The sequence below is a fragment of the Roseiflexus castenholzii DSM 13941 genome, assembly GCF_000017805.1.
In the GTDB taxonomy this organism is placed as follows: domain Bacteria; phylum Chloroflexota; class Chloroflexia; order Chloroflexales; family Roseiflexaceae; genus Roseiflexus; species Roseiflexus castenholzii.
In genome coordinates this window covers 5,602,160-5,627,580 of the sequence record NC_009767.1, presented here as the reverse complement: position 1 = coordinate 5,627,580, position 25,421 = coordinate 5,602,160, and the positions used below count along the sequence as shown (strand labels likewise).

Genomic DNA, 25,421 nt, shown 5'->3' with positions numbered 1-25,421 from the left:
AATAGTATTTATTAGACTATACTAACTTCCAACATTAGCATTTTGCATTTCACCGATCTCTGACATGTCGAACGCTATGCATGTGTGGCGCCTCGCACCTGGATACGGGGGGGGGATTGGTGTCCGCTCCGATGATCGAAGCGCATGCTCTGAAGTATCACGCCGATGACCGCTGCCTGATCGACGGGGTTTCGCTGACGGTCAACGCCGGCGATGTGGTGGCGATCGCAGGTCCAAACGGCGCGGGGAAGAGCACGTTGCTCAACCTGCTCGCGGGTGATCTCCGTCCAACAACAGGGCGCATTCTGCTGGATGGTGTTCCACTCGACCGGTTGCGCGCCGGTGATCTGGCGTTGCGACGTGCAGTGCTCCGCCAGCGGGTGAGTGTGACCCTACCATTCACCACCTTCGAGGTGGCGCTCATGGGGCGCGCGCCGCATCTGCGCGGGCGGGCGGAAGGTCTGGCGGATATAGCGATCACGCAGGACGCGCTTGCCCAAACCGATATGGCGCCGTTTGCGCAACGGTTGTTTCCAACGCTTTCCGGTGGAGAGCAGACCCGCGCGAGCATCGCGCGAGTCCTGGTGCAGCAGGCGCCACTCCTGCTGCTCGACGAACCGACTGCTGCACTCGATCTGTGCCATCAGCACGCGGCGCTGCGCCTGGCGCGCGCCATCGCGCGCACCGGCGGGGCTGCAATCATCGTTCTCCACGATCTTAACCTTGCAGCCGCCTATGCCGACCGGATTGGGATCCTTTACCAGGGGCGGCTCGTCGCCATGGGCGCACCCTGGGATGTGTTGCGTCCAGATTTGCTGAGCGAGGTCTATCGCGTTCCGGTCTCTGTCGTGCCGCATCCGTATACCGGCGCGCCACTGCTGCTGACAATCCCCGATAGCCTGACCTCAGACAGACAGGGAGGTATGTATGACGTCCAGCCATCATGAGCGCCACGCGGCGTCGGTCGGTCGGTTGCGTCGGATGCTTCTTGGGTTCAGCCTGGCTGTCGTGGCGTTGCTCGCTGCATGCGGGACGCCGTCGCCTTCCGGTGTGATTCCTCCCGCAGCCACGAGAGTTCCCGCCTCTTCATCGCTCCCAACACCTGCATCCACGAGTGTGCCGGGGATCGTCGAGTCTGTTCCAGGCGAGGCAGAACCGCAACTTCCGGCCACCGTCGTCGATTATCAGGGCGAGCAGGTGACGATTACGTCCATCGAACGGATCGTCAGTCTGAACGGCGATGTGACCGAAATCATTTTTGCGCTTGGGATGGGGGATCATGTCGTCGGCGTCGATAGCAGTGCCACATTTCCTCCCGAACGCACCAAAATGCTGCCAAACATCGGCTATCAACGGCGATTGAGCGCCGAAGGAATCCTGGCGCTCAATCCGACGCTGGTGATCGGCGATGAGGCGGCCGGTCCGCCCGAAACGCTGGCGCAGATCCGCACCGCAGGCGTGCCGGTGGCGATCACTGCCGATCCGCCAACGCTCGATGCACCGGTGCAGAAAATTCGGTTTGTCGCGCAGGCGCTCGGCATTCCGCAGCGCGGCGAACGCCTTGCCGCGCAGGTCGAAGCCGAGATCGCGCGCGCGCGCGACCTGGCGAGTCGAATAACGAACCCGCCGCATGTCCTCTTTCTCTATCTGCGCGGCACGGATGTTCAGCAGGTCGCCGGCAGTAAAACGCCGGTCAATGTGATGATCACTGCCGCCGGCGGACTCAATGCAGGTGCGGAAGCCGGGATTGTGGAGTTCAAACCGTTGAGTCCCGAAGTGGTCATTGCTGCGCAACCCGATGTGATTCTAGTGCTGGAAAAAGGGCTGGAGTCAGTTGGCGGCGTCGATGGTCTGCTGACCATCCCCGGTCTCGCTGACACGCCGGCCGGGAAACAGCGTCGGATCATTGCATTCGATGATCTCTACCTGCTCGGCATGGGTCCGCGCACCGGCCAGGCGCTCGCCGATCTCGCCATCGCATTGTATGAGACTTCATCACAGGAGAAGCATCCATGAGCGCAGCATCGATGGTTTCGACATCTGCAACAATGCACGCGCACATCGGATGGCGGCGTGTCGGGTTGCTGCCTGCACTGACCCTGCTGCTGCTGGCAACTGTGCTCCTTGGCGCGGGTATCGGCGCGGTCGCTGTGCCCCCCGACGTTATCGGCGCCATGCTACTGAGGAAGATCGGCGTTGTGATCGATGTTCCTGTCAGTACGCAGCAGGAGGCGATTTTCTGGACGATCCGCCTGCCGCGGGTGCTGCTCGGCACGCTGGTTGGCGCCGGGCTGGCAGTGAGCGGTGCGCTGCTTCAAGGGGTGTTTCGCAACCCGCTGGCTGACCCTGGCTTGATCGGCGTCAGCAGCGGCGCGGCGCTTGGCGCCGTTGCAGTTATTGTCCTTGGTATCTCGTCGCTGGGGTTGATGACCCTGCCGCTGGCGGCGTTTCTCGCCGGTACAGCGACGACGTCCCTCGTCTATCGACTGGCGCAGCGCCATGGTCGCACTGATGTGGCAACCCTGCTCCTCGTCGGGCTGGCGCTCAATGCGCTGGCCGGAGCGACCACCGGATTGTTGACCTATCTGGCGGATGATGCGCAATTGCGATCTATTGTCTTCTGGACGATGGGCGGGTTAGGCGGCGCACTCTGGGAGACCCTGATTGTCGCGGCGCCGTGGATCGGTCTGTCGCTGGTTCTGGCTCCGCGCTTGGGTCGAGCGCTCAACCTGTTTGCGCTTGGTGAGAGCGAGGCGCGCCATCTTGGCATCGAAGTTGAGCAGGTCAAGCGCGGGGTCATTCTGTTAGCGGCGCTTGCCACTGGCACATCCGTGGCGCTTGCCGGTCCGATTGGCTTCATCGGATTGATCGTCCCGCACATCGTGCGCCTGATTGCCGGACCGGACCATCGGCTCCTGTTGCCTGCCTGCGCGCTCGGTGGCGCCAACCTGCTCGTGCTGGCAGACCTGTTGGCGCGCACGATGGCAGCGCCAGCCGAGATACCGGTTGGGCTAATCACCGCATTTGCAGGGGGACCGTTCTTCCTGGCGCTGATCCTGCGCGCCAGACGACAGTATGGTTGGGGATGATGGTGACTGGAGTGCATATGGATTTTCGTCTCGCCCCGTATCGCGTGCTGGCGCACAATGGGCGCAACTGGCATATTCTGCTCCTCAGCGATGGACGATTGCAACTGGACTTTGGACCATTCGCCATGGCTATCCATCAGGACGATTTTCGTCTGATGCATGGTCTGGCGGAGACTGCAATGCAGCCCGCCTCGGTGACTGTGGGGTGTGTGGCGCACGCTGGCGTCGAGCGCAGTATCTGGATCGATCAGAAGTATGGGGCGTGGCTCCTGGTGTTCGACGGCGTCATTCTCCGCTTTATGCCCCAGGAACTGCTCGTATTTGTGCAACTCTGCCGTGAGACAAGTCGGAAACTGACGCTGACACCCGTATCGTTGCCGCCAGCATTCGACAATAACTGATACCAAATGCTGGTCATTCCGAGCCCTTCGCTTCGCTCAGGGTCAACGCAGCGCGGAATCTGAGCAGGTCGCGCACGCCCCCTCGCGCTGCTCGGGGTGACCATGCCGGATGGTCACAGGTCATTGGTATGACAGACATAGAACCGCATGACGAAAGGAAAACATGTATGGTTCAGCGACTCGGTTCGATTGGGAAACTTCTGGTTGGCGTATGGCTGGCAGGCGTGACCGTCGCAACCTTTGTCGTCATTCCGCCGTATCAGGGGCTTGGCGACGCAGGGCGCATCGTTATCGTCCATGTCCCAACCGCGTGGGTGGCGGTCATTGCGTTTACCGTGTCCGCAGTCTACAGCGCCCTCTTCCTGCGCCGGCGGCGTCCTGACGATGACGCAAAGGCGACCGCCGCCGCAGAGGGCGGGTTGATCTTCACCTTGCTGTCGACGTTGACCGGCATGGTGTTTTCGCAGATCGCGTGGGGCGTCTTCTGGAACTGGGATCCGCGCCAGGTGACAATCCTGATCCTGCTGCTGATCTACGCCGCACTCTTTGCGTTGCGCAGCGCCATCGATGAACCGGAGCGACGGCGGCGGTTGGCAGCGGTCTATAGCCTGTTTGCGTTTGTGACGATGCCGTTCCTGATGTTCGTCGCACCGCGTATGGCGGAAAGTACGTTGCATCCGAATTGCGCGTTCATCAAGGGCAGCGACTGCAACGGCATAACACTTCAGGTCGGAAATGTTGGTCTGCTTGGCGATCAGAAGGTGCAGTTGCTGGGACTTGAACGTCAGGGCGACATCGTTGTTGCGCAGGTGAAGGTCAGCACGCCTGGTCTGGCGAGCGAGGCAATCCTGCGACCCGGCTACGATCTGACGACGCGCAGTTACACCGACCGACCAACGTTTCCCGGACAGCGGTTTACGCTGGCGCTCGAATCGGTGAACCTGGAGCGTGGCGAGGCGCGCATCAACATGGAAGCGCCGGGAAGCGGGCTGCTGGCAAATCAGCGCACGCTATGGGTTTTTCTGGCATCCAACATTGGCTTTACTATGCTCTTCGTCTGGATGTTCCTGGTTCGCTCGCAGGTCTTGAGTCTCGAAGTGCAGATAGCGCAGCGAAAGGTGGCGCTGGCATGAGTGAAAGTACATCTGCAATCTACATTTCGATGGCGACGGTGTTGCTGGTCTGGGTGACTATCGCTGTGTACCTGGCGCAGGTTCATGCGCAACTGCGGTCGCTGCGGCGCGATGTGACGAGCGATCCGCCCGGCGCCGCACAGGGACCGGAAGACACAACGCCGCAACCGGCTGCTGTGCCAGAGTCGCCATCCGTTGCCGCCGATCAGTGGTTATGGATGGCATGGTATGTTGCTCTGACGTATGGATGCGTCGAAACGCTCAGAGTGCTGAACCGGATCAAACCAAACCCAAAAGCAGTTGGATGATGCCTGGTGTGCCGCCAGAAGGAGGAGTGAGTATGATGACGACCGCTAACCGCATTTTCGTCAACCCCGACTATGCCGATCTGTTTGAAGAGAACTTCCGCAACCGCGCCGGTCTGGTCGATAGAATGCCTGGATTCGTCAGCAATCAGTTGTTGCGTCCGGTTAATCCCGGCGACCCGTACATCGTTCTGACTGTCTGGGAGAGTCGAGAGCACTTCGAGAACTGGGTGCGTTCAGATGCGTTCCGCCAGGGGCACGCGCGCTCAGGCAGTCTGCCTCCAGAAACGTTCAGTGCCCCCAGCAAACTGGAGTTGCATGAGGTCGTGCTTGACACCAACCGCCCCGACCTGACTCCCGAACCGCGCGGCAAGCCGTTTCGGGCGCACGGGTGATCCGGCAGATGATGGATCGTCGCCAGGATGCGGAATGTCGCAACGGTAGCGAGTGCGGCGCGTTGTACAGTATCCTGCCGGCTTGCCGTTGTGCATGGACGACGACTTCAGGAGGATTCGATGGAACAGATAATTCGATGGCCATCGAGTGCGTCGAGGAAGGGGTTTATCTGGTTTGGTGCGCTTGGCGGCGTGCTGCTCTGCGTTCTGTTTGCGATGAGCCTGACGTTTGGCATAGTGATGCTCACGCCGGATCGATTACTGACCGTGGTTTTTGCGCCATCCGCCGACCCGATTGCGACTGCCATTCTGTTCAATATACGGTTGCCCAGGGTGCTTCTGGGATGCTGCGCTGGCGCTCTGGCGGCGCTCGCGGCGCTGACCCTTGGGCGAATCGCTGACGATGAAGAGGCGCACGATCCTGGGTGGAGCGGCGTGATGTCCCTGAGCGCGCTGGGGGCAGCGGTTGCGCTGACTGTTGCCGGAAGCGCGCAGTGGAGCGTGCCGGGAGCGCTGCTCGGCAGTGGCATTGGCGTTGCTGCTTTTATCGCTGTGCAGCGCCGATTGCAGCGCACCTGGCAGCGTCGAGTCGCCCGGTTGAGTATCGCAGTGGTTGCGCCTGCGCTGGCGTTTGGGCTGCTGATAAGCGATGTGCGGATCGCTACCTGGGTGCGCTGGTGCCTCGGCAGCCTGGAACAGCGCGACTGGCAGACCTGGAGCAGCGTCTGGGTGCTGCTGCTCGTTGCTGCGCCGGTCGGTGCAGTCAGCGCGGCGAAGCCAGGACTGCCCTGGATGCGCTATGCAGGCGCGACGCTGACGGTTGCCACCGTTGTTGTCGCCGTCGGCGCTCTCGGTTGGATCGGGCAGGTTGCAGCGCGTTGGGCTGGCGCTGTCGCTTCGTCTGGCGCGCAACGGATGATCGCCGCCGGGTTGTTGGGCGCCGTGCTGCTGGTCGGCCTTGATCTCGCCGTCCGTGGTGCGATGGCGTTGTCGCCGTCCCTTGGTCTGGTGAGCGAAGTGCCGATAGGCGCTCTTCTGGTGATGCTGAGCATCGTATCATTTCTGATTGCGCACATTCACCGGCGCCGTCGGGATGTGTAGCGTTTCACGGGCGACCATGCTTGTTCAGGTGGATGCCCGGCTTTCAGGGGAGTGAGAACAACAGGGGTGTTTAGGTGCGGCGCCCATCCCTCGTCATGGAAACCGTTCCCTCTAAGTGGGCAAGGGTGGGGCGACGTTGGTGCGTACAGAAGGCATTCCCAAAGGCGCGCCGAACATTTGCGCTTCCACCGTTTCGGGGACAATGAGGGGACCGTATGACGCAAGGATGCCTGACACAGCGCCAGAATGCCGAATCGCCGTGCGCATGTTCTATGTTTTGCGAGTCGCAGGTCAGGGGCATCCGGCGCGGTAACGATACATGCTATAATCCATCCGACCGAATCATCGATAGTTTGTGAAACGCATGCCTGAAAGGGGCCTGGAAACGGACACCGCCATGGCAGTTGCAGATGCTGTTGATCGCGTAATGGCGCGGATGCTCTTTGTGACGCTGCCGCCGCAGGCCGAAGAAGAGGTGATGCCGGAAGAAGCGAAGGAAGGGCGCACCATTGGGTTGGCACTTGTCATTTCCGGGTTGCGCTGCACGTTGCAGTACCTGATTCTGCCGATTGTGCTGCCGCTCATCGGGCTGGCAGGAAGTTTCTCGCTGGTGATTGCGATGGCGCTGGACCTGGTGGCGCTCTGGCTGCTGGTGTCGGGTCTGCGCTATCTCTGGCGCACGCGCCACCCGCACCGCTTCGATATGCTGCCGCTCTCCGCCGCCATTTTGGCGATTATCGCTGGTTCGTTCGGTTATGATGTCTGGCGATTGCTCGCATGATTGCGTTCTTTCTCGCTTCCTTCGCGCTGCTGACGGCGCTGCTGACGCTGGCGCGGTTGCACCTGGGCATCGCCAATGAGGATGGTTCGCACGATCCGGCAGCGCCATTCGTCATTCGCGATCCCACACTTGCTCAGGCGATCTACGGCCGCCTCAGCGTGGCAGCGCCGCGTGCGTACTACACGTTTTCAGTTCCCGCAATGATCGGTGTTCGTGCCATGCTGCTCATTCCCGAAAAGGAGCACCAGTCCGGCTTCAGGGCGCATATGGTCCTCTCCGGTCCCGGTTTTCCCACAGACGGGTTGGCGCCCGACATGCATCTCTCGCCGCTGACGATTGCCGGACGCGCCTATCGCCTGGTCCAGTCCTACGTGCCGCCATTGCCATCGGCCGGCGTCTATCGGATCGAGGTTCGCCATGAAGCTGGAAGTGGCGTGTATTGTCTCTGCGTTGGCGCGCGCGAGAGCGGGCATGCCGATGCCGCGATGCGCGCGCGGATCGAGCGCATGCTCGACGGTGAAAGCCGGTAGTGGGTGAAAATCGCCAGGACGCACGTAATACCAATGACCGGTGACCATCCGGCATGGTCACCCCGAGCAGCGCGAGGGGTCGTGCGCGACCCGCGCAGATTCCGCGCTGCGTTTACCCTGAGCGAAGCGAAGGGCTCGGAATGACCAGCATGCGGCATCGTCAATCGTCATTGGTATAAGTCCGTGCAGGGCGCATTGACGCCGCTGGCTACGCCTTGCGCCGCGCGCAGTCAATCGGACGCACAAACATTCGAGGAATGGCATGCCATTACGGATCGTGCAACTGACCGGTATCGACGGAACCGACAGCAACGGTACGGAAGACATTGAACGCGATTGTCTCGATGTTGTGACGGTATTAAGCGAACGGCGCGAGCCGGTTATGGCTGCGCAGGTCGTTCACTGGCTGCGAGCGCGCGCCCTGCCGCCGTCAGTGACGCTTGCGTTGCGACGCCTGGAACAGAAGCGCCTGATCTGGTGCGACGATACCCATGTTCTTCATCTGACCGACGAAGGCGCAGCGGCTGGCGCGCAGATCCTTCGCCGTCGTCGCCTCCTCGAACGTTTCCTCTATGATACGCTCAAAGTGCCATGGCACGAAGTGTACCGCGAGGCAAAACATCTCGAACCGCTCCTCTCGCCGCTCATGGAAGCGCGAATCGAGGCGCTGACCGCCGATGCAACAACCTGTCCGTATGGAAATCCTGTCCCTGGACGCAGCGACGTGCATCCCGATGAACAACTGCTCGTCACGACTCCGCTCAATTCCTGGTTCATTATCTCGCGGATCGACGAGGAAGCCGGCGAAGACAGTTGTGCGCTCCAGTTTCTCTGGACGCGCGGGTTGCGACCCGGAACGCCGCTGATCCGTCGTCCCGATACGCACGATGGATTGGTTGTGCAACGGGCTGACCGGCGGATCGTGCTCTCGCGCCGGATCGCGCGCTTCCTCTGGGGACGGAGCAAACTCTAATCACATCTGACCGGCAGACGCCTCAGCCCCCGCAGCCAGGTGACAGGTTTCCACTCCGGTTGATCGGTCGCCAGGCGGATGGTCGGCAGATGCTCCAGAATGTGGCTGAACGCTACTCGCGCCTCGATGCGCGCCAGCGGTGCGCCCAGGCAGTAGTGAATACCTGACCCAAACCCCACATGCGGATTGGGATGGCGCGTCACATCGAAGCGGTCTGGATCGGGAAAGTACGCCGGGTCACGGTTAGCGGCGCCGAACATCAGACTGATCTGCTGCCCCGCTTCGATCCGCTGCCCCTCGATCTCGAATGACTCGGCGGCAAAACGTGGAGTCGAGCGCTGCACCGGACTTTCAAAACGCAACATCTCTTCAATTGCGGGGGTCAGGTATTCTGAATGGCGTCGCAGCAACGCCAGTTGATCCGGGTGGCGCAGCAGCGTTAACAATCCGTTGCCGATCAGGTTCACTGTCGTTTCGTGACCGGCAATCAGGAGCAGGACGCACATCCCCAGCAGTTCATCCTCGCTCAGGCGATCTTCGGCGTCGCGCGCGGCGATCAGTGCGCTGATCAGGTCATCGCGCGGTTGCCGGCGACGCCGCTCGATGAGCGACGTGAAATAAGCGACCAGCGACGCCATCGCCTCCTGTGACGCGCGTGCCGCTTCCTCGCCGCCAAGCACCGAGTCGCTTCCGGTCATGATCTGATCCGACCAGGCGCTGAACCGGTCGTGATCCTCGAACGGCACTCCGAGCAGTTCAGCAATAACCATAATCGGCAGGGGACGGGCATAGTCTGCAATAAAATCCGCCGTGCTGCGTTCGCGGATGCGCGTGAGCAGTTCCAGGCTCATCTGCTCGATGTGCGGTTCGAGACTCTGGATGCGACGCGGCGTAAACGCATGGCTCGCCAGTCGCCGCAGGCGTGTATGGTCGGGCGGGTCGCGCTGCAACATTGCCCGGTCGAGCGGAGTGAGACGGTCGGGCGGAGCGATGCGGCTTGTATCCTTGAAGATCGGCGCCTGGTGCAGAATGAAAGTAACGTGGTCATAGCGCGCAACGCACCACATCCCGCCTGGCGCATTGCTATGCGGCAGCCAGAACACCGGCGTTTGCGCGATCAGGCGCCGGTAAACAGGATAGGGATCGGCAAGAAATGTTGGGGTTGCCAGTTCCGCAGCAATGGATTCGGTCATATCGGCAGGTTCTCCATCCGGCGCCCTGATCTATCCTATTATACCAATGACCTGTGAACATCCGGCACGGTCACCCCGAGCAGCGCGAGGGGTCTGGCGCGACCCAACTCCAGTTCGAGTTTCTCCGCGTCAGTCATCAGGAAATTGTCACCCCGAGCAGCGCGAGGGGTCTGGCGCGACCCAACTCCAGTTCGAGTTTCTCCGCGTCAGTCATCAGGAAATTGTCACCCCGAGCAGCGCGAGGGGTCTGGCGCGACCTGCTGAGATTCCTCGCTGCGCTCGGAATGACACGAAGGCGGCATCGTCAATCGTCATTAGTATTACCCAAAGGCGCGACGGCGCCGGAATCGTACATCACCAGACGATAGTCTGTCCATCCTCGTTGGCGTTTTGTCATGACATCCGCAGCGCATATCCCGCCGCATGCACCAGCGCCAGCGCCACGACCGCGACTGCCAGCGCCCACCAGTCATGTTCGCGCATCTGGTGTGGATTGGTCGTCAGGAAGCGTCCGTCGAAACCGCGCGCCAGCATTGCCTGATACACCCGTTCACTGCGTTCATATGTGCGCAGAAAGAGTTGACCGACCATATACCCTGCCACCTGCGCGCGCCAGACAAGCGAACCGCCGCTTCCCACGCTGCGCGCATCGCGCGCGCGCATCAACCGTAGCGCCTCGTCAGTCAGAACGTCCAGGTAGCGCAGCATAAACCCCATGACGCCAACCAGGAGCGCAGGAACGCGCAAATGCCGCAGGGCGTGAAGCAGGTCGGGGATGTTTGTGACCGCCGTCAGCGCAATCGCCATCTGCACCGAAATCCAGCTGCGCGCCAGAATGCTGAAAAAGCGCGTCGCCCCTGCATCGGTTACGATAAGTGCGCTGTCGCCGATCTGCCAGCCAGCGACCGTTCGCCCTGGTGTGGTAAACAGGACGGTGATGGCAACAAGCACGAACGGCAACGCCACAAACGACCGTTTCAGCGCGAAGAGCGCGCCGAATCCTGCCAGCGTGCAGACCAGCGTTACCAACCCCAGCGATAACGCGAATGCCGTCCATGCACCATCGGGCAACAACACGTTCGACATGATGAACAGAAGGGTCACGATCACCTTGACTCGTGGATCGAGCCGATGAACGATGCTCGTGCCGTCCTGATAGCGATCGGACAGGTGGGTGTGTGTCATAGAAGCGCCATGAACCACGAACCTAACTCCTGATCCCTGCCTGCCGGCTTCGCACTGCCTGTGCGATAAGGACGACGACCACAGTGACGACCAGCGCCCCGATAATGCCTGCTACAATTGTCGAGAGCGGCGTTTCGCCAAGGAAGGGTACGGTATAGTCGGGAATAATCTCATACGGTGCGCTTTGCCCCAGATCGATAAAGCCCATATCCTCCGCCACGCGCTCGAGACCGTCCGGGTTGGCGGAGGCGAGCGGCGACAACACGACCACGATGAGCGCGGCAAGTGCGCCGCCAATGATCCAGCCGCGGTCAGCGCCGCTGCGCTGCGCATCGGTTGCCATACGTTCCGGGCGTGTGCGGAGAATGAATGACACTGCCACGACCGTGATCAGCGCCTCGCCGATGCCGATCAGTGCATGCACGCTCATCATCGCCGGGATTACCACCTCGAGCGGAACTGTGCCGCTCAACCAGAGTTGCAGCGATGTCGCCAGCGCAGCGCCCATCACCGAAAGCCAGGCTGCCACGCCAATGACTGCCAGGCGAATCGCCGGACGCTGATGAATAACGCTGCGATACAGTCCATAGCCGATCAACGCCGTGATTAACCCCATGTTCAAAATGTTCGCCCCCATTACCAGCAGCCCACCATCCTGGAAGAGCAGCGCCTGCACGGCGATTACGGCGGTCATCACCAGAATCCCCGCCCACGGACCGAGCGTGACCGCTGCCAGCACACCGCCGAGCAGGTGCCCCGACGTTCCGCCGGCGACCGGGAAGTTGATCATCTGCGCCGCAAAAATGAACGCTGCCATGATGCCCATCAGCGGCATCTGGCGCTCATCGAGCGTGCGTTGCGCGCGTTGGGTGGCAAATGCAATGAGCGCAATCGCGCCGATCCAGCAGACAATCGAGATCGGCAGGTTGAGGAAACCGTCCGGAATGTGCAGTTCCGCTCCGAAGAGCGACCATTGTGCGCCAGGAATGTGACCGGTGGTTGCGCCCATGTCTCTTCTCCTTGAACCAGGAACTGAGAACTGAGAACCGAGAACCGAGGGGAGGGTCAAGGGTTTGGGGGTCAGGTGGTAGAACGTGCAACGTGCAACTTTCAACATGCAACGATCACCCGCCTTCAACCCATAACCTTCTTGCCTTTCATCTCACGCTACAGCCGTTGCGTTGCAACAGATCTACGTTCAACCTGCAACCTTCCCTCCTTCAATTCCGCGCCTTCGCGCCTTTGCGTGACCAAAAACGTGCAACGTTTCCACGGGCGCACCGCCGTGCGCTCCTACCGGTCATGGATGCCTGCAACCTGCAACCTTCGCACCTGCCACCCCGCTCGCCGCTCACCACTCGCCTTCTCGTCTCTCACCGCTCACCGCTCACCCGCCCACATTCAACGCTCTTCCCACAACGACGCCAGCAACGGCGGGTCGATATTGCCGCCGCACACGATGATCCCGACACGCTGCGCTGAATCCGGTAGACGACCGGCAAGCGCGGCGGCAATCCCGGCTGCGCCGCTCGGCTCGACGACCAGTTTCATGCGCAGCATCACAAAGCGTATCGCTTCACGGATCTCATCGTCGCTCACCGTGACAATCTGCGCCACATGGCGTTGCACGATAGGGAACGTCAGCGCACCAGGAGTCGTGACGCGCAGACCGTCGGCAATCGTTGTTGGCGGCGGGATAGTGATGCGTGTGCCGGCCTCCAGGGAACGGCGCGTATCGTCGGCATCTTCAGGTTCGACGCCAATGACCTGGATGGCAGGGTTCACGCCGTGAGCGGCGATGGCGCACCCGGAGATCAGCCCGCCGCCGCCAACCGGTACAACCAGCGTGTCAATGCCATCGACCTGTTCGAGCAGTTCGAGCGCTGCTGTTCCCTGCCCTGCCATGATATGCGGGTGATCGTAGGGCGGCACGAGGGTCGCGCCGTGTTCGGTTGCGATGCGCTGCGCCAGCGCCGCGCGGTCGTCGCGCATACGGTCGTAGAACACGATCTCCGCGCCATAGCCGCGCGTGGCTTCAACCTTGACTGCCGGCGCATCGGATGGCATGCAAATAATGGCAGGCGTTTCGAGCAGGCGTGCAGCGAGCGCGACCCCCTGCGCATGGTTTCCTGACGAATAGGCGACGACGCCGCGCCGTCGCGCGTCGTCCGTCAGGCGGCTGATCAGGTTGTAGGCGCCACGAAACTTAAACGCGCCGCCGCGTTGCAGATTCTCGCACTTGAGAAACAAAGCGCGTCTGGTCCGCGCATCGAGCGTGCGCGAAGTCGCCACCGGCGTCGTATGCGCAATGCCGTGCAGACGGTCGCGAGCAGAGAGCACGTCGTTGAACGAAATGATGTCGGTCATTGGCGGAACTTTTCCTGGATGATCCTGCTATGCCAGAGGTGGCCACACTCTCCTGCGCTACGAATATCATGGTGTTTGCCGGATGGACACTGTCAGGATGGCGCATGCGCCGCGCTCACCCTCGACCGAATAGAACCGCGCGTCAGGATGTGTGCTATTATAGCACTCTCTGCGCCTGCTCGATGAGGAGTCTCTGTTGTGTCGTCCCCATATGCCATTCCGCCATCGCGTCGCCGTCTTCGTATGCCGCATGCGCTGCGCGCCTTGCGCCATCGCAACTACCGGCTATTGTTCTTCGGGCAACTCATCGCGCATATCGGGTTTTGGATGCAGGCGACCGCGCAAGGCTGGCTGGTATTGCGCCTGACGGACGCGCCATTCTGGCTTGGCGCCACCGCCGCTGCGCAGTCGTTGCCGGTACTGATCCTGTCTGCGCCTGCCGGCGCTCTGGCGGATCGCATCCCAAAACGCACCCTGCTGTTGATGACCCAGGGAACGGCAATGGCGATGGCGCTGTTGCTGGCGTTGCTGATCTTCAGTGATGTCGTGCAGGTCTGGCATGTCCTCATCGCTGCCCTGATGGTCGGCATTGCGTCTGCGTTCGAGAACCCGGCGCGCCAGGCGTTTACCATCGAACTCGTTGGGCGAGAGGACCTGATGAATGCCATTGCGCTCGACTCGACCATCATGAACGGCGCGCGCATTATTGGACCGGCGGCTGCCGGAGCGCTGGTCGCCGTCACCGGCGAAGGTCCGGCGTTTCTGTTCAATGGGCTGAGCGTTCTGGCAGTCATCGGCGGGCTGCTCATGATGCGACTGCGCCCCTTCGTCGCGCCGCTGCGCCAGAGCCACTGGCAGCAAATGCGCGAAGGGTTTGCCTATATACGCCGCGATGCGCGGGTGCGACTGCTGCTGCTTCAGATCGCCGCCCACTGCGTCTTTGGACTGGCATACTTCCCACTCATGCCCTATTTTGCGCGCAATGTGCTCGGCGCCGATGCGCAGGGCTTCGGCGTGCTGGCGGCAACCAACGCCGCCGGGGCGCTGGCTGCCGCACTGATGATCACCCTCGTCGGCGATCGTCTGCCGCGGGTTGGCGTGCGTTCAGTTGCCTTGCTCAGTTATATGCTGTTGCTTGGTGCGTTTACCCTGACGCGATCGTTTGTACTGGCGATGGCGCTGCTGGCGGCGATTGGATGGACGGGGATTATGGTGCTGACGTTGACGAATACCCTGCTGCAAATGGCCGTGCCGGACGACATGCGTGGACGGGTGATGGGTGTCTATATGCTCGTCGTGATGGGGGTCAGCCAGGTGAGCGGGCTGTTCCTCAGCAGCGTCGCCGATGTTCTCGGCGATGTGCCATTGGTCGTCGGATGTTGGGCGCTGGTCGGCTGGTGCATTCAGGTCTATCTCTTCACGCTGTGGCGACGCGCGCCGGATAATGCTGCGCAGGTCGCGTCGTTGCCGCGCGTGTGACCGCTCCCATCGTCAAACGATGTATAATCCTTATAGTCACGTTCCATTGACGAAATAGCATATGAAGCATCAATCCTTCCTTTCCTGCACCGCACTCTTTGTTCTGGCGCTCGCGCTGCTCACTGCCTGTGGCGGTGCAACGGTGCAGACCGTGCCAACTCCCACGCCGCGTCCGATCCAGAATGTGCTGGAAAAACCGACATACACCGTGCAGCGCGGCGTGGTCGTCGATGAGATCAAGGTCAGTGGGTTCGTTGCTGCCACCAAACAGGTAGAACTGTCGTTCACCCAGAATGGCTTTCTCAAGGTGTTGTACGTTGATCGCAACGATCCGGTGACGAAGGGGCAGTTGCTCGCCGAACTCGAAATGGGCGATCTGCCGAATCAGTTGCGGCAGGCGGAAGTGGCGCTGGAACAGGCGCAACTGGTGCTGAACCGCTCGAAAGCGCAGCGCGATGCAGCCATCCGCCGCGCCGAACTCGACCTGGAAGAAGCGCAGGCGCAACTACGTCGTCTGCAAGAGCCGCCAGAACCGCTCGACGTGGCGCGTGCGCAGGCGAACCTGGCGCAGGCGCAGGCAAACCTTGAGCAGGTGCGCACCAACGCCTCTGCTGAAAAGACGCGCGCCGAAATGGCGCTTGCGCAGGCGTCCAATGCTCTGCCCGCGATCCAGACGGCGTACCTGCGCGCGCTGACCGAATGGAACGATGTCAAAGATAAACCGCAGGACTGGCGCTACAACGCGGTGAAAGAAGCCTTCGAGCGCGCCGAAGCCGAACTGCGTAACGCCGAAATGGCGGTTCGCCAGGCGCAACTGGCGTATGATCAGGCACGCCAGAACGAAGGACCGGCAATCGCGCGCGCCGAGGCGCTGCTGGCGGAGGCGCAGGCTGCTTACGATGCGCTGACGCGCGGACCGAAACCGGAGGACCTGGCGCGTGCGCGGCGCAATGTCGAACGGGCGCAGATTGCCGTCGAGGAGGCGAAGCAGATCGGCGATAGCGAACTCGAAGGGCGGGTCGCCGCCGCGCAACTGGAGGTCGAGCGCCTGAAGACGCAGATGGAAGCGATGCGCCTCTATGCGCCTTTCAACGGCAAGGTTGCGGCAGTCGGCAATAAGCCGGGCGATCAGATCACGGCCTACCGTGCGGTTATCACGGTGATGGACGATACCGAAAAAGAATTGCTGGTCGAAAATGTCGCGTCGCAGGATGCCTCCCGAATTGGGTTGGGGCAGCAGGTGCAGATCACCTTCTCGCGTGCGCCGGGCAAAGTGTTCGACGGCGTGGTGACGAAACTGCCTACCACGCTCACCAGCAGCGCCGCGACGATCAACCCCGACCGCGCGTACCATATCGATTTTCAGGCGCCGGGTGTCGATCTCGAAGTTGGCGATCTGGCGCAGGTGGTCATTACCCTGAAGCGTGTTGAGGATGCGCTCTGGCTGCCGCCGCAGGCGGTGCGCGCCTTCGAAGGTCGGCGGTTCGTCGTTGTCAAAGAAGGCGACCGCCAGCGACGCCAGGATGTGCGAGTCGGTATCGTCAGCCTGGAACGGATCGAAATCCTCGAAGGGGTGAAGGAAGGCGATATTGTCGTCGGACAGTAAGCAATACCAATCACCTGTGACCATCCGGCATGGTCACCCCGAGCAGCGCGAGGGGTCGTGCGCGACCCGCTCCGATTCCGCGCTGCGTTTACCCTGAGCGAAGCGAAGGGCTCGGAATGACACGCATGCGGCATCTTCAATCGTCATTGGTATAACGCCGATGCAACGCACCGGCTCCACAACCCGACATGGTGACCTGGCATGGCAACAACATCCTCTCCCGGTTCGTCACAACCTGTCGTCTCCAGTCTCTCGCTGAGGCGCTGGAGCAAATGGTGGTCCCCCGGATCACTCATCGGCGTGTTGCGCGTCGTCAGCCGACGGTTGTGGAGCCACCTGGGGCTGATGCTCGCCATCGCCGTCGGCTTCATCGTCGCTATCGGGTTGACGGTCAGTATTCCGGTGTATGCCGAGGCGGTCGGCTATCGTATCCTGCGTGATGAACTGGCTCAGGGGGAAGCAGGCTCCAAACGACCGCCGTTCGCCTTTATGTTTCGTTACCTCGGCTCGCAAACCGGCGTCATTTCCTGGCGCGACTATGCCCCGCTCGATGAGTATATGCGCACCCAACTGGCGGAACGCCTTGGTCTGCCGATTATGACAGAGGTGCGCTACGTCGCCACGGACAAAGCGCCCCTGATGCCCGCCGGCGGCGTCGGGAAGCCGCTGATCTTTGTCAATACCGCCTTCGCCACCGATTTTGAGCAGCACATTGATATTATCGATGGTGCATTTCCACAACCGGCATCGACGGACGGACCGATTGAGGTGTTGATTTCGGAAGATCTGTCGGGACGGCTTGGCTTTCAGGTTGGAGAGGAGTACCTCATCCTTGGTCCACAGGAACAGCGCGTCGATCAGAGTTACCCGATCCGTATCGCAGGAGTCTGGCGCGTGCGTGATTCCGGCAGCGACTACTGGTTCTACGATCCGGTGACTCTCTACGATACACTCTTTGTGCCGGAAGAGAGTTTTCGTGACCGTCTGACAGCGATTAATCCAAAACCGATCTATGTTGCTACGTGGTATGCGATTGCCGACGGGAGCAGTGTGCGTTCTTCGGATGTCGCTGATGTGCGCGCGCGCATCAATCGCATCGCCACCGATATCACCACCATTTTGCCCGGATCGCGCATCGACATCTCGCCAGCGCAGGCATTGGCAGAGCATCAGCGCCAGGTACAGCGGCTGACCCTCATTCTGACGATCTTTAGCGTTCCGGTGCTTGGTCTGATTGCGTATTTCATTCTGCTGGTCGCCGGTTTGGTCGTGCAGCGCCAGAGCAACGAGATTGCTGTATTGCGCAGCCGTGGCGCTTCGCGCCTTCAGGTGCTCGGTATCTACCTGATCGAGGGCTTGCTGCTCGGCATCGCCGCACTGGCGGCGGGGGTCGCCGTGGGGCAGGGCGCCGGGTTGCTGATGACCTGGACGCGCTCGTTCCTCGATGTCCAACCGGGTGAGTGGTTGCCGATTGAACTTACTCCCGACGCCTGGCAACGCGCCTGGCAAATGCTGATAGTGATGGTGCCTGCAAGCCTGTTGCCTGCGTTCGGAGTCGCCCGCTATACGATTGTGTCGTTCAAGAGCGAACGCGCGCGGGCGACGCGCAAACCGTTCTGGCAGCGCATGTACCTCGATCTGCTCTTGCTGCTGCCGGTCTATTATGGTTATACGCTCCTGGAACAGCGTGGCACAGTGGCATTCCTTGGCGCGGCTGATGATCCGTTTGGCAATCCGCTGTTACTGCTGGCGCCGACCCTCTACATGTTCACGCTGGCGCTGGTGGCGACGCGCATCTTTCCGCTGGCGATGAGCGCACTCGAGTGGCTGGCGCGGCATATGAGCGGTGTGGCGACGGTGACGGCGCTCCGGTATCTGGCGCGTACTCCCGGCGCCTACACCGGTCCGGTGTTGCTGCTGATCCTCACCCTCAGCCTTGCAACATTTACCGCGTCTATGGCGCAAACGCTCGACCGCCATCTGATCGATCAGGTGTACTACGAATCCGGCAGCGACATTCGGTTGTACGATCTGGGACAGAGCGGCGGTTTCTCCGGTCCTATGGCGGGGATGCAACCGCAACAGCCGCTGGTGTCCGATGGCATGCAGGAGGCGCGCTTCATGTTCCTGCCGGTCACCGATTACCTGACCATCCCCGGCGTCGAGGCGGCGACGCGCGTATCGGTCAGTCAGGTTGAGATCACTCTGGCCAATCGCACCATCCCTGCTCGTTTCATCGGTGTTGACCGGGTGGACCTGCCCGCCGTCATTCACTGGCGCGCCGATTATGCCGGTGAGTCACTCGGCGCGCTGATGAACCGTCTGGCGGACGACCCTTCCGCCGTGCTGGTCAATAGCGCGTTTGCGGCGCAAAACCGTCTGCGTCCCGGCGACCGCTTTGAGGTGGTCATGAACGACCTCGACCGGAAGGTTCGTGTGCCGGTGATCGTTGTCGGGTATGTGAACCTCTTCCCGACGGTCTATCCAACTGATGGTCCGTTCTTGATCGGAAATCTCGACTATGCCTTCGATATGCAGGGCGGGCAATATCCCTACGATGTCTGGCTCCGGTTGGCGCCGGGTGTTGAGCGCCAGACGATTGACGAAGGGCTGCGCGAACTGGGGTTGCGCACCTTCGAGCGTGGCTTTGCGCCGACGATCATCGTCGCCGAGCATGCGCGCCCCGAACGACAGGGTTTCTACGGCTTGCTGTCAGTCGGGTTCATCGCCTCGGCATTTCTGACGGTGCTGGGGTTCTTGTTCTATTCAGCGCTCTCATTCCAGCGCCGGTTCGTCGAACTCGGTATGCTGCGCGCCATCGGGCTTTCGACCCGGCAACTCGGCGCGTTGCTGGCGTGGGAGCAGGCGCTGATTATCGGCGCCGGCATGATTGGCGGCACGCTGATCGGCGTCACTGCCAGTCAGTTGTTTATCCCGTTTTTACAGGTCCGTCGTGGCGCCAACGCGCAAATCCCGCCATTTGTCGTCCAGATCGCGTGGGAGCAGATCGCCATTATCTACATGGTCTTTGGCGCGATGCTGATTGCGGCTGTGCTGATTACCATTGCTCTGCTCCGGCGCATGAAACTGTTCCAGGCAGTCAAATTGGGAGAAGCGATCTGACGCCGAGGTTCGGTGTTCCATATGAGTAGTTATGAGCGAACCGCTAATCCTCTGCGAAAACCTGGTCAAGATCTACAAACTCGACGAGATTGAGATCGTCGCGCTCCAGGGTCTCGACCTGACGGTGCAACCCGGTGAAGTGATGGCGCTGGTCGGCGCGAGCGGCAGCGGCAAAACGACCCTGCTCAACGTCCTCGGCGGTCTGGATCGCCCCTCCGCCGGCAGGGTCATCGTCGCCGGCAATGACCTGTTGAAGCTCAGCGATGCGCAACTCGACCGCTACCGCCGCCAGTATGTCGGTTTTGTGTGGCAGCAAAAGGCGCGCAATCTGATTCCATACCTGAACGTCGAGCAAAATGTCGAACTGCCGATGATTATGGCGGGGGTCGGCGCGCGCGAGCGCCGTGAGTGGGCCGGTGAACTGATCGATGCAGTCGGGCTTTCCCACCGGCGCAACCATCGCCTGGCGCAACTCTCCGGCGGCGAACAGCAGCGAGTTGCTATAGCCATCGCTCTCGCCAACCGTCCGGCGCTCCTCCTTGGCGACGAGCCGACCGGTGAGCTCGACTCCCACACCGCTGAGACCATCTTCGAGATATTTCACGAACTGAACCGCACCTATGGTCTGACCGTCGTGATCGTCTCGCATGATCCGAACATCGCGCGTTTTGTTGATCGCGTGGTGGCGATCCGCGATGGCAAGACCAGCAGCGAAACCCGGCGCGTGGAGACAGAAGCCGCCGACCCGGCGAATGGCGATGGCGCAGCGCGTGCGCATGTCTTCGAGGAACTGGTCATGCTCGACTCCGCCGGGCGCCTGCAAATTCCGAAGGAAATCCGCGAACGCTACAACATTGGCGATCGCATTCGTATGGAAGAGACACCCGAAGGTTTGGTGTTGCGCCCGGTCGCTGGCGCTGCGCCGACGGTCAAACGCCTGACCGAACCGGACGAGCCGCCGCCGGAAAAACCGCGCGGCATCAAAAAATGGATGAACCTTCTGCAACGCCGACGGTCGTGACCTTTGCCTGATACTGCTATGTCAACCGCTGTTCCCATCCCTGCGGTGCGCGTCACCAATGTCACGCGCGCCTATATGGTCAATAACGAACGGGTGCTCGCGCTGCGCCATGTGAACCTGACCGTTGAGGAGGGCGCGTTTGTGGCGCTTATGGGGCGCTCCGGCTCTGGGAAAACGACGCTCCTCAACATGATCGGCGGGCTCGATCAGCCGACGGAAGGGGAAGTTGCGCTCTTCGGGCAGGTGTTGAACGGCATGGATCAGGATCAATTAACGCTGCTGCGCCGCGAGAAGATCGGGTTCATCTTTCAATCGTTCGCCCTGCTCCCGATTCTCTCAGCATGGGAGAATGTCGAGATGCCGCTGCGGATCGCGGGGGTGCGTTCCGGTCGTGAGCGGCGGCAGCGCGCCGAGGCGGCGCTGGCGCTGGTCGGTCTCGAACGGTGGGCAACGCACCGTCCTGCTGAAATGTCGGGCGGGCAACAGCAACGGGTTGCTATTGCCCGCGCACTCGTATCGCGCCCGCGCCTCCTGCTGGCAGATGAGCCAACCGGTGAACTCGACTCGACGACAGGGCGGAATCTGCTCACGCTGCTGCGCACCATTGTGCGCACCGAAGGCGTGACCCTGATCATGGCAACCCACGACCGGACGATCTTCGATTTCGCCGATATCGTCTATCAACTGCGCGACGGGCAGATCGTGGAATGATGGGGATGGAGTATGAACCACAGAGACACAGAGAACACAGAGACAGCGACATGTCAAGAACTTCCTTCCCTCGGTGCGCTCTGTGTCTCTGTGGTGATATTTCCTGTTTACCGCAAAGACACAGAGAACACAGAGACAGCGACATGTCAAGAACTTCCTTCCCTCGGTGCGCTCTGTGTCTCTGTGGTGATATTTCCTGTTTACCGCAAAGACACAGCGAGCACAGAGACAGCGACATGTCAAGAACTTCCTTCCCTCGGTGCGCTCTGTGTCTCTGTGGTGATATTTCCTGTTTACCACAGAGACACAGCGAGCACAGAGACAGCGACATGTCAAGAACTTCCTTCCCTCGGTGCGCTCTGTGTCTCTGTGGTGATATTTCCTGTTTACCGCACCATCCGACGGATGCCTTTTTTGAGCACTGGTACGTTGAAGTTAATCAGCAACCCGACTCGACATCCTGAAAGTTTGAGATATGATAGCAACTGCGCTTCGTGAATGGGTAACAGGTGCTCAACCGTCTTGAGTTCGACGATGACTGCCTCGTTCACTACAATATCCAGGCGATAGCCGCAATTCAGACGGATGCCTTTGTACACGATCGGCAGAGGCTTTTGTTGTTCGACATGCAGACCGAGTTGCAATAATTCATGAACCAGACAGGTCTCATAGGCGGACTCCAGCAGACCGGGACCGAGAGTACGATGAACATTGATAGCCGCACCGATGATAGCCTCAGTAATCGGGTTCAGGTCTTGCACGTCTGGCATGATAACTCCTTTGCCATGCAGCGTCTTAACTGCCAGAGGCGCAGAGAGCGTGGCGACATCGCACGAATGAAGCCTCTCTGTGTCCTCTGTGTCTCTGTGGTAACCCCTCAGCGTTTTCGCAACCGGGCAGTAACCACAGAGGCGCAGAGAGCGTGGCGACATCGCACGAATGAAGCCTCTCTGTGTCCTCTGTGTCTCTGTGGTAACCCCTCAGCGTTTTCGCAACCGGGCAGTAACCACAGAGGCGCAGAGAGCGTGGCGACATCGCACGAATGAAGCCCCTCTGTGTGCTCTGTGTCTCTGTGGTAACCCCTCAGCGTTTTCGCAACCGGGCAGTAACCACAGAGGCGCAGAGAGCGTGGCGACATCGCACGAATGAAGCCTCTCTGTGTCCTCTGTGTCTCTGTGGTAACCCCTCAGCGTTTTCGCAACCGGGCAGTAACCACAGAGGCGCAGAGAGCGTGGCGACATCGCACGAATGAAGCCTCTCTGTGTCCTCTGTGTCTCTGTGGTAACCCCTCAGCGTTTTCGCAACCGGGCAGTAACCACAGAGGCGCAGAGAGCGTGGCGACATCGCACGAATGAAGCCCCTCTGTGTGCTCTGTGTCTTCGTGGTGACGCCTCAACGTCGCTCGTCGTTGCGGCGCGGCGTGGCGCGTGGCCCGCGGGCGCCGAACGGACCGGCGGAGTGCTCCATGGTATGCCCGTGGTCAGTCGTTAGACCAACGCTCGGTTGCTGCGGACCGTCGCTCATTGAACGTCCCACCTCGGCGGCGCGCAGTTCCTGCGCCTGCACAAGCAGTTCCGGCGCCGGCTCGTGGTAAAACTCCAGCGCTTCGCCATGGCGGTCTATTCCGGTGGCCACGACGAGCACCCGGCTACCGGCTGGGATGCCGCCAGACGCCATCAGATCGGCGAGCGGCGCTTCGATCAGTTTGAGGAGTTGCTGACGGAGCGGGCGGGCGCCAAATCGCGGCTCGAACCCCTTGCGCAGCACATACTCGCACGCCTCCTCAGTCAATGTGACGTGGATGCCATGGCGCTGATACTGCTGATTCGCTTCCTTCACCATCCGGTCGAGCACCTGCCGTAACACCTCACTCGACAGCGGGCGGAAGGCGACGATCTCATCAATGCGATTGATCCATTCCGGCTGAAAGACTTTTTGGAGCGCCTCGAACCCGATCTGATAGATCTGCCGTCCGGTCGCCTCCACGTCCTGACGCGATGTGCGAAAGCCGATGGTGCGCTGATCGAGAAAGTCGACCATCTCCTTGGCGCCGACGTTCGTGGTGAGAATGACCACACTGTTACTGAACGACACACGCCGTCCGCCGTTCAGCAACAAGATTTCGCCATCTTCCATGATCTGAAGCAGCAGATTCCACAATTCCGGCTGACCTTTTTCGATCTCATCGAAGAGGACGACGCTGTTTTCCTGTTCGATAATGTCGGGGTTCAGCAACGGTTTCTGATCGCGCCCGACATACGACGGCGGCGCGCCAACCAGCGCCGATACCTCATGCCCCTGTGAGAAGAGCGAACAGTCGATCTTGAGAAATGCTTCGCCATCGGGCCGCAACAACTGCGCCAGTCGGCGCGCCGTTTCGGTCTTACCAACGCCGGTGGGACCAAGAAAGAGCAACGTGGCGCGCGGGCGGCGCGCGTTGCCTGCTGCGAAACCAAATCGCGCTCGATTGAGCACCCGGATAATCGCCTCAATTGCGCGCTCCTGGCCAAAAATGGCATTGCGCAGACTCTGTTCGATGACATCGAGTGGGTTCTTGTCACCACGGACCGCACGCTGCATGGTGGGGGGAATCTGAGCCATACAAACGCCTCTTTCGATGAGCCAAGTTCCAAATTCTTGTCATCGATTATAGAGAACCGACCGGGCGCGTTTGTAAGCAATATTGCATCAGGTATGTTGCGAAGATGTGATCATTATGAAGGTTGATAAAACTCCGCGTGAGTTTAACCGTGGTATAACAGAACGTTAATGCTCATTCGCTAGAGTAGAGACATGACAACAATACTCCTGGTCGAAGATGATAGCGTTCTGCTCGAAACGCTCTCCTACAACTTTGAGCGGGCTGGCTTTCAGGTGACCACGGCTGCCGACGGGCTGACCGGACTGGAGATGGTGCGGCAGGTTCGTCCTGATCTTATCATTCTCGATGTGATGTTGCCGGGGATTGACGGGTTTTCGGTCTGTCGTGCAGTGGCGAAAGAGACCGCCATTCCTATCGTGCTGCTGACCGCGCTGCACGACGAAGCGCATCGTATCGCCGGGTTGGAACTTGGCGCTATCGACTATGTGGTGAAGCCATTCAGTATGGGCGAGTTGCTGGCGCGTGTGCGGGCAATTCTGCGCTGGAACGAGCGTCAACGACAGGCGCCGACCTCCAACGTACTCAGCATTGGTCCGGTGCAACTGGATCGCAACAGCCGGCGCGTCTGGTATCAGGATCGCGAAGTCGAACTCTCGCAGAAAGAGTTCGATCTCCTCGCCTGCCTGATGCACAACGCGGGAGTGGCGTTATCGCGCGATCTGCTCCTCGAGCGCGTCTGGGGGAACGATTTCCTCGGATCAAACCGGACGATTGACGTTCACGTGCGTTGGCTGCGCGAAAAACTCGAGCCCGATCCCGCCAATCCCGTGTTGATCCGCACAGTGCGCGGTATCGGATACTGTTTCCAGGACCCGTCGTTCGATCCGCTGGGACGACCGAGCCGCCAGGAACACGAACAGACATCCTGACGCAGTTAGTGGCGCGCTCGTTCCTTGAGTGCGCGATCAATAGTGCGGCGTGCCTCACGGCGCGCGATGTCTTCGCGTTTGTCGTACAACTTCTTCCCGCGCGCCAGCCCGATCTCGACTTTTGCGCGCGATCCGCGTAAATACAGACGCAGCGGCACCAGCGTATATCCCTGTCGCTCGACCTGCCCGGCAATGCGGGAAATCTCGCGCCGATGCAACAGCAATTTGCGCGGTCGGGTCGGCTCGTGATTAAAATACTTCCCCGACTGCTCATACGGTGCGATGTGTACGTCGTACAACCATGCTTCGCCGTTGACGATGCGCACATATCCGCCGCGCAGATTCACCTGACCGGCGCGAATAGACTTGATCTCACTGCCGGTCAGCACAACTCCGGCTTCGTAGGTTTCTTCGATGAAATAATCGTGGCGCGCCTTACGATTATCGGCGACCACGCGCTCGATGCCATTCCCCCGCGCCATAGCGGGTCCTCTCTT

At 60.7% G+C, this 25,421-nt stretch carries 24 protein-coding genes; 17 read left to right on the top strand and 7 right to left on the bottom strand.

Annotated elements, in window-relative coordinates; all coding sequences use genetic code 11:
• The first annotated feature begins 119 nt into the window (after positions 1-119).
• The 11 genes from RCAS_RS22650 to RCAS_RS22600 all read left to right on the top strand — a co-directional run bounded on the left by RCAS_RS22650 (position 120) and on the right by RCAS_RS22600 (position 8,708).
• Positions 120-947: a heme ABC transporter ATP-binding protein gene (locus RCAS_RS22650; RefSeq protein ID WP_232280102.1), complete on the top strand. Its 828-nt coding sequence runs from the start codon at positions 120-122 to the stop codon at positions 945-947.
• Positions 928-2,016: a heme/hemin ABC transporter substrate-binding protein gene (locus RCAS_RS22645; protein WP_012122817.1), complete on the top strand. Its 1,089-nt coding sequence runs from the start codon at positions 928-930 to the stop codon at positions 2,014-2,016. Before RCAS_RS22650 ends, RCAS_RS22645 begins: the two co-directional genes overlap by 20 nt.
• Positions 2,013-3,089 carry a FecCD family ABC transporter permease gene (locus RCAS_RS22640; RefSeq protein WP_012122816.1) on the top strand — a complete coding sequence of 359 codons (1,077 nt, stop codon included), beginning with the start codon at positions 2,013-2,015 and terminating at the stop codon, positions 3,087-3,089. The genes RCAS_RS22645 and RCAS_RS22640 overlap by 4 nt, the downstream gene beginning before the upstream one ends.
• Positions 3,090-3,106: 17 nt before the next feature.
• A complete protein-coding gene (locus RCAS_RS22635; RefSeq protein ID WP_012122815.1) occupies positions 3,107-3,490 on the top strand; it encodes a hypothetical protein in 384 nt (127 codons plus the stop codon).
• A gap of 167 nt (positions 3,491-3,657) precedes the next feature.
• The gene (locus tag RCAS_RS22630) at positions 3,658-4,623 is read left to right on the top strand and encodes a cytochrome c biogenesis protein (protein ID WP_012122814.1); all 966 of its coding nucleotides are present in this window, start codon (positions 3,658-3,660) and stop codon (positions 4,621-4,623) included.
• Positions 4,620-4,931, top strand: a complete 312-nt coding sequence (locus tag RCAS_RS22625; RefSeq protein WP_012122813.1) for a hypothetical protein — start codon at positions 4,620-4,622, stop codon at positions 4,929-4,931. The genes RCAS_RS22630 and RCAS_RS22625 overlap by 4 nt, the downstream gene beginning before the upstream one ends.
• 32 nt (positions 4,932-4,963) lie before the next feature.
• The gene (locus RCAS_RS22620) at positions 4,964-5,323 is read left to right on the top strand and encodes an antibiotic biosynthesis monooxygenase family protein (protein WP_012122812.1); all 360 of its coding nucleotides are present in this window, start codon (positions 4,964-4,966) and stop codon (positions 5,321-5,323) included.
• 120 nt (positions 5,324-5,443) lie between these two features.
• Positions 5,444-6,424, top strand: a complete 981-nt coding sequence (locus tag RCAS_RS22615) for an iron chelate uptake ABC transporter family permease subunit (protein WP_012122811.1) — start codon at positions 5,444-5,446, stop codon at positions 6,422-6,424.
• Positions 6,425-6,821: 397 nt separating this feature from the next.
• Positions 6,822-7,205, top strand: coding sequence for a hypothetical protein (locus RCAS_RS22610; protein ID WP_041331282.1), 384 nt, complete (start codon positions 6,822-6,824; stop codon positions 7,203-7,205).
• A complete protein-coding gene (locus RCAS_RS22605; protein WP_012122809.1) occupies positions 7,202-7,735 on the top strand; it encodes a hypothetical protein in 534 nt (177 codons plus the stop codon). Before RCAS_RS22610 ends, RCAS_RS22605 begins: the two co-directional genes overlap by 4 nt.
• 262 nt (positions 7,736-7,997) lie before the next feature.
• Complete coding sequence (locus RCAS_RS22600) at positions 7,998-8,708, top strand: metal-dependent transcriptional regulator (RefSeq protein ID WP_012122808.1); 711 nt, start codon at positions 7,998-8,000, stop codon at positions 8,706-8,708.
• On the opposite strand, the gene RCAS_RS22595 is transcribed toward RCAS_RS22600, so the two are convergent.
• The 4 genes from RCAS_RS22595 to RCAS_RS22580 form a co-directional block, all read right to left on the bottom strand.
• The gene (locus RCAS_RS22595; RefSeq protein ID WP_012122807.1) at positions 8,705-9,901 is read right to left on the bottom strand and encodes a cytochrome P450; all 1,197 of its coding nucleotides are present in this window, start codon (positions 9,899-9,901) and stop codon (positions 8,705-8,707) included. The genes RCAS_RS22600 and RCAS_RS22595 overlap by 4 nt on opposite strands.
• Positions 9,902-10,294: 393 nt before the next feature.
• Positions 10,295-11,086, bottom strand: coding sequence for a cobalt ECF transporter T component CbiQ (gene cbiQ / locus RCAS_RS22590; protein WP_041331280.1), 792 nt, complete (start codon positions 11,084-11,086; stop codon positions 10,295-10,297).
• A 22-nt stretch (positions 11,087-11,108) separates the two neighbouring features.
• On the bottom strand, positions 11,109-12,095 hold the full coding sequence (locus RCAS_RS22585; protein ID WP_012122805.1) for an energy-coupling factor ABC transporter permease: 987 nt from the start codon (positions 12,093-12,095) through the stop codon (positions 11,109-11,111).
• A gap of 392 nt (positions 12,096-12,487) precedes the next feature.
• Positions 12,488-13,453, bottom strand: coding sequence for a threonine ammonia-lyase (locus RCAS_RS22580; protein ID WP_012122804.1), 966 nt, complete (start codon positions 13,451-13,453; stop codon positions 12,488-12,490).
• A gap of 198 nt (positions 13,454-13,651) precedes the next feature.
• On the opposite strand from RCAS_RS22580, the gene RCAS_RS22575 reads away from it, so the two are divergent.
• The 5 genes from RCAS_RS22575 to RCAS_RS26110 all read left to right on the top strand — a co-directional run bounded on the left by RCAS_RS22575 (position 13,652) and on the right by RCAS_RS26110 (position 21,393).
• Positions 13,652-14,932, top strand: coding sequence for an MFS transporter (locus RCAS_RS22575; protein WP_012122803.1), 1,281 nt, complete (start codon positions 13,652-13,654; stop codon positions 14,930-14,932).
• Positions 14,933-14,993: 61 nt separating this feature from the next.
• Positions 14,994-16,538, top strand: coding sequence for an efflux RND transporter periplasmic adaptor subunit (locus RCAS_RS22570; RefSeq protein ID WP_012122802.1), 1,545 nt, complete (start codon positions 14,994-14,996; stop codon positions 16,536-16,538).
• 201 nt (positions 16,539-16,739) lie between these two features.
• Positions 16,740-19,661 carry an ABC transporter permease gene (locus tag RCAS_RS22565; protein ID WP_012122801.1) on the top strand — a complete coding sequence of 974 codons (2,922 nt, stop codon included), beginning with the start codon at positions 16,740-16,742 and terminating at the stop codon, positions 19,659-19,661.
• Between the two features lie 31 nt (positions 19,662-19,692).
• Positions 19,693-20,682 (top strand): ATP-binding cassette domain-containing protein, encoded by a 990-nt coding sequence (locus tag RCAS_RS26115; RefSeq protein ID WP_012122800.1) that lies wholly within the window; start codon positions 19,693-19,695, stop codon positions 20,680-20,682.
• 18 nt (positions 20,683-20,700) lie between these two features.
• On the top strand, positions 20,701-21,393 hold the full coding sequence (locus RCAS_RS26110; RefSeq protein WP_012122799.1) for an ABC transporter ATP-binding protein: 693 nt from the start codon (positions 20,701-20,703) through the stop codon (positions 21,391-21,393).
• Positions 21,394-21,779: 386 nt separating this feature from the next.
• Here the strand turns inward: RCAS_RS26110 and RCAS_RS22550 are convergent, their stop codons facing one another.
• Both RCAS_RS22550 and RCAS_RS22545 read right to left on the bottom strand, forming a co-directional pair.
• Positions 21,780-22,163 carry a GxxExxY protein gene (locus RCAS_RS22550; RefSeq protein ID WP_012122798.1) on the bottom strand — a complete coding sequence of 128 codons (384 nt, stop codon included), beginning with the start codon at positions 22,161-22,163 and terminating at the stop codon, positions 21,780-21,782.
• Positions 22,164-22,785: 622 nt separating this feature from the next.
• Positions 22,786-23,994: an AAA family ATPase gene (locus tag RCAS_RS22545; RefSeq protein WP_012122797.1), complete on the bottom strand. Its 1,209-nt coding sequence runs from the start codon at positions 23,992-23,994 to the stop codon at positions 22,786-22,788.
• 192 nt (positions 23,995-24,186) lie between these two features.
• Here RCAS_RS22545 and RCAS_RS22540 point away from each other — a divergent pair, with 192 nt between their 5' ends.
• Positions 24,187-24,924, top strand: coding sequence for a response regulator transcription factor (locus RCAS_RS22540; protein ID WP_012122796.1), 738 nt, complete (start codon positions 24,187-24,189; stop codon positions 24,922-24,924).
• A 5-nt stretch (positions 24,925-24,929) separates the two neighbouring features.
• Here RCAS_RS22540 and smpB read toward each other — a convergent pair whose 3' ends face one another.
• Positions 24,930-25,406: an SsrA-binding protein SmpB gene (smpB, locus tag RCAS_RS22535; RefSeq protein WP_012122795.1), complete on the bottom strand. Its 477-nt coding sequence runs from the start codon at positions 25,404-25,406 to the stop codon at positions 24,930-24,932.
• Between the last annotated feature and the right edge of the window lie 15 nt (positions 25,407-25,421).

What these genes read in the sequence shown, in the direction of transcription:
- RCAS_RS22550 (WP_012122798.1), bottom strand. Translation starts at nt 22,163, where the DNA reads ATGCCAGACGTGCAAGACCTGAACCCGATTACTGAGGCTATCATCGGT.
- RCAS_RS22570 (WP_012122802.1), top strand. Translation starts at nt 14,994, where the DNA reads ATGAAGCATCAATCCTTCCTTTCCTGCACCGCACTCTTTGTTCTGGCG.
- RCAS_RS22640 (WP_012122816.1), top strand. Translation starts at nt 2,013, where the DNA reads ATGAGCGCAGCATCGATGGTTTCGACATCTGCAACAATGCACGCGCAC.
- RCAS_RS22565 (WP_012122801.1), top strand. Translation starts at nt 16,740, where the DNA reads ATGGCAACAACATCCTCTCCCGGTTCGTCACAACCTGTCGTCTCCAGT.
- RCAS_RS22615 (WP_012122811.1), top strand. Translation starts at nt 5,444, where the DNA reads ATGGAACAGATAATTCGATGGCCATCGAGTGCGTCGAGGAAGGGGTTT.
- RCAS_RS26110 (WP_012122799.1), top strand. Translation starts at nt 20,701, where the DNA reads ATGTCAACCGCTGTTCCCATCCCTGCGGTGCGCGTCACCAATGTCACG.
- RCAS_RS22645 (WP_012122817.1), top strand. Translation starts at nt 928, where the DNA reads ATGACGTCCAGCCATCATGAGCGCCACGCGGCGTCGGTCGGTCGGTTG.
- RCAS_RS22635 (WP_012122815.1), top strand. Translation starts at nt 3,107, where the DNA reads ATGGATTTTCGTCTCGCCCCGTATCGCGTGCTGGCGCACAATGGGCGC.
- RCAS_RS26115 (WP_012122800.1), top strand. Translation starts at nt 19,693, where the DNA reads ATGAGCGAACCGCTAATCCTCTGCGAAAACCTGGTCAAGATCTACAAA.
- RCAS_RS22585 (WP_012122805.1), bottom strand. Translation starts at nt 12,095, where the DNA reads ATGGGCGCAACCACCGGTCACATTCCTGGCGCACAATGGTCGCTCTTC.
- RCAS_RS22545 (WP_012122797.1), bottom strand. Translation starts at nt 23,994, where the DNA reads ATGGCTCAGATTCCCCCCACCATGCAGCGTGCGGTCCGTGGTGACAAG.
- RCAS_RS22595 (WP_012122807.1), bottom strand. Translation starts at nt 9,901, where the DNA reads ATGACCGAATCCATTGCTGCGGAACTGGCAACCCCAACATTTCTTGCC.
- smpB (WP_012122795.1), bottom strand. Translation starts at nt 25,406, where the DNA reads ATGGCGCGGGGGAATGGCATCGAGCGCGTGGTCGCCGATAATCGTAAG.
- RCAS_RS22580 (WP_012122804.1), bottom strand. Translation starts at nt 13,453, where the DNA reads ATGACCGACATCATTTCGTTCAACGACGTGCTCTCTGCTCGCGACCGT.
- RCAS_RS22600 (WP_012122808.1), top strand. Translation starts at nt 7,998, where the DNA reads ATGCCATTACGGATCGTGCAACTGACCGGTATCGACGGAACCGACAGC.
- RCAS_RS22630 (WP_012122814.1), top strand. Translation starts at nt 3,658, where the DNA reads ATGGTTCAGCGACTCGGTTCGATTGGGAAACTTCTGGTTGGCGTATGG.
- RCAS_RS22540 (WP_012122796.1), top strand. Translation starts at nt 24,187, where the DNA reads ATGACAACAATACTCCTGGTCGAAGATGATAGCGTTCTGCTCGAAACG.
- RCAS_RS22605 (WP_012122809.1), top strand. Translation starts at nt 7,202, where the DNA reads ATGATTGCGTTCTTTCTCGCTTCCTTCGCGCTGCTGACGGCGCTGCTG.
- RCAS_RS22620 (WP_012122812.1), top strand. Translation starts at nt 4,964, where the DNA reads ATGATGACGACCGCTAACCGCATTTTCGTCAACCCCGACTATGCCGAT.
- cbiQ (WP_041331280.1), bottom strand. Translation starts at nt 11,086, where the DNA reads ATGACACACACCCACCTGTCCGATCGCTATCAGGACGGCACGAGCATC.
- RCAS_RS22610 (WP_041331282.1), top strand. Translation starts at nt 6,822, where the DNA reads ATGGCAGTTGCAGATGCTGTTGATCGCGTAATGGCGCGGATGCTCTTT.
- RCAS_RS22625 (WP_012122813.1), top strand. Translation starts at nt 4,620, where the DNA reads ATGAGTGAAAGTACATCTGCAATCTACATTTCGATGGCGACGGTGTTG.